The 2,873-nt window shown below is 70.9% G+C and carries 3 protein-coding genes; all 3 read left to right on the forward strand.

Going from position 1 to position 2,873, the window contains the following annotated elements; translation table 11 throughout:
- The first annotated feature begins 400 nt into the window (after positions 1 to 400).
- Complete coding sequence (locus tag ACFRAR_RS38485) at positions 401 to 1,072, forward strand: 2'-5' RNA ligase family protein (RefSeq protein WP_380705067.1); 672 nt, start codon at positions 401 to 403, stop codon at positions 1,070 to 1,072.
- Positions 1,073 to 1,168: 96 nt separating this feature from the next.
- A complete protein-coding gene (locus tag ACFRAR_RS38490; RefSeq protein WP_380705069.1) occupies positions 1,169 to 1,807 on the forward strand; it encodes a DUF5753 domain-containing protein in 639 nt (212 codons plus the stop codon).
- 40 nt (positions 1,808 to 1,847) lie between these two features.
- Entirely contained in the window at positions 1,848 to 2,708 is an 861-nt protein-coding gene (locus ACFRAR_RS38495; RefSeq protein ID WP_380705071.1) for a PP2C family serine/threonine-protein phosphatase, read from the forward strand.
- Positions 2,709 to 2,873: the final 165 nt, after the last annotated feature.

Below are 2,873 nucleotides of genomic sequence, written 5' to 3' on the forward strand. Positions count from 1 at the left end.
CAGCGCGAAGAAACAGGAACCCACTCGAAGCCCCGCCCGGTGACCACCGGCAGGCAGGCGGGAATCTCCGTCCTTTAGGGCGGAGAGGATGTCAACAACGGGTATTCTGAGAGTTCCGATATCCGACGCTACCGTTGGTGCAGGACACCGACACTCCCGAACTCGCCGTCCGTTCGGACCGCCTCGCCTCCGACCTCGACCGCCGGATCCGGCCAGGGATCCGCACCAACCACCATCTCCAGTGTGTGGCTGGTGTGGGAACGCCAGTACCCCGCCCCGGTCCCCCGCTACACCTTCGAGCGCGTCCACCGACTGCACCTCGCCAGCCCTGACCAACAGCGGCGCGGCCACGCCGCCCGGCGCGGAACGGCCGCCGCACCAATGTGACGGAGAAGCGATCGTGGAGAAGTTCGTTCCGAAATTCCAGCGCGCGCCGTGGCCCGACGGCGCCCGCGTCCTGCACGTCTACGCCGTTCCAGACCTGCAGGCCGACCTGCCCCTGGCCCGGCTGGTCAACGAGTGCCGGGACGCGATGAGCCCCTACCCGATCAGCCCGATCGGCGACGACACGCTGCACTGCACCATCGAGATGGTCGCCGACACCCCCGCCGACAAGATCACCCCGGAGGAGCTCGACGACCTTGTCGCCGCCCTGCACACGCACCTGGCCTCCGCCGGCCCGCTGGAGGTCACGGCCGGCTCCCCGATCGCCAACCGGGCCGGGGCCTTCCTGGACCTCTCGCCCGACGAGAGGCTGGTCGACCTGCGCGAGCACGTCCGCGACGCGATCCGCGAGGTCCGCGGGCCCGGCGCGCTGCTCCACGACGGTGGCCGGCACCACATCTCGCTCGGCTACGCCTGGGACGAGGCGTCCTCCGACGCACTGCAGACGGCCCTGCGGAGGATCACGCCCAGCCACGTCCCCGTCCGCTTCAGCGCGCTCCACCTGCTCGACGTGAAGTTCCAGCAGTTCCCGCGTCCAGGTGGCAAGTTCGCCTGGGAGCTGTCCTGGGAGCCGGTCGCGACCATCCCCCTCGCCGACGACGCCCAGCCGTCACAGCCCGTTCTCTGACATCCCGTTCACCGCCCCGCCCGGTGCACGCGCGCGTCGGGCGGGACAACCCCTCCACCAGGCCCCACGCCGCAACCCGTTCCCAGGAGGAAACGCATGTCCGACAACCCCACCGTCCCAGTCCCGGACATCACTGCCGGCGGCCCGGCCGCCCCCGACTGGCCGGGTCTTCTGCGGCAGGGAACCGGACCGATCCAGGCTGAGTTTCGCCGGCTCGTCGAGCAGACCACGCACTACCACGGCTACAGCCCCGACCTCGTCTGGGGAAACCTGCAGACCCGCGCCTACGCCGAGGAGGTCCTGCGCCTCGTCGTCGACCTGCACGGCATCCCGCGGGACATCGAGGCCGGCGCCGCCGAGCGCGTCGCCCGCGCCCAGTACTTCGGCGCCGGCGGGCGCAGCTTCCACGTCCTGCTCGGTGAGCAGACGCTCCTCACCGGCATCGGTGGCCCCGAGGTCATGCGCGCCCAGCTCGAACACCTCCTGGAGGCCCTGAAGTTGCCTGGCCTCACCCTCGGCATCATCCCCGCCCGCGCCCGGCTCACCGTCTATCCCGGCGACGGATTCGGGATCTTCGACGGCGCCCGCGTCGAGGTCGAGGGCTACCGAGGGGGCGAGACGATCACCGACGACCGTGTCCAGGTCTTCCACCGGGCCTTCGACCGGCTCCACGAGTCCGCCGTGTACGGCGACGACGCCCGGGCCATCATCACCACGGCCCTGCGCACCGCCTGACCTCCGACCGCCGCTTCCACACCCGCGAAGGACACCGCCGATGTCGGCCACCTCCACCGTGCCCGTCGTCCGCACGGGCGAACGCGCCGGGCAGAACAACCGTCTCACCGAGGACCAGATCGTGGTGCTTGACCACGCCCTGGTCGTCCTGGACGGCGTCAGCACCGTCACCGACGAGCAGCCGCGCGGCGGCTGGTACGCCGGCGCCCTCGGCGAGCGGATCGCCAACCTGCTGACCCGCACCCCCCGAGCCGACCTTCGCGAGGTCCTCACCGCGGCCATCGGTGGCCTCGCCCGCGACCACCACCTGATCCCCGGGCGCTCGCCGGCCGCGACCGTCGCCGTCGCCCGCCTTGCGGACCACCAGATCGACGTCGCCGTCCTCGGCGACAGCCCGATCACGGCAATTCACCGCGACGGCACCGTTCTTCAGCTCCGGGACGACCGTCTCGCGCACCTCGTCGACGCCCAGCCCCAGGCAGCCCTCTACCGGTCCCGGCTCCGCGCCGGCCACGGCTTCGACGAGCAGCACCGCGAAATCCTGCGCGAACTGCGGGACTTCCAGAACACCCAGGTCAACCGCCCCGGCGGGTACTGGATCGCCGAAGCCGACCCCGAGGCCGGTCAGAACGCCTTCGCGGCGACCTGGCCGGCCGAAGGGCTCACCGACCTGCTCCTGGCCACTGACGGCATCACCGAGGCCGTCGACGCCTACCGCCTCCTCACCTGGCCACAGGTCGCCACCCTCTCTCGCACAGCCGGCCCGGACGCCGTCATCGACGCTGTCCGCGACTGCGAAGCCCAAGACCCGGACGCCCGTCACCATCCCCGGTACAAGCCCTCCGACGACGCCGCGCTCGCCCACTGGCTGTTCGCCGCCCCGCACCTCGGCTGCCCCTGACCCGAGGAAACACGAATCTGGGACAGCGATGAAGCCCACCATCGGGGTTCGAATGACGAATTGGGGTTCGATGACAACCAACGAGACTTAGTCGGGTAGCCGGGGGACCGGAACCTTACCCCGCGACCCCACATAGGGCGGTGACCCACGGGTAGGCCCTACACC

It is taken from the genome of Kitasatospora sp. NPDC056651, assembly GCF_042792155.1.
Classification (GTDB): Bacteria; Actinomycetota; Actinomycetes; order Streptomycetales; family Streptomycetaceae; genus Kitasatospora.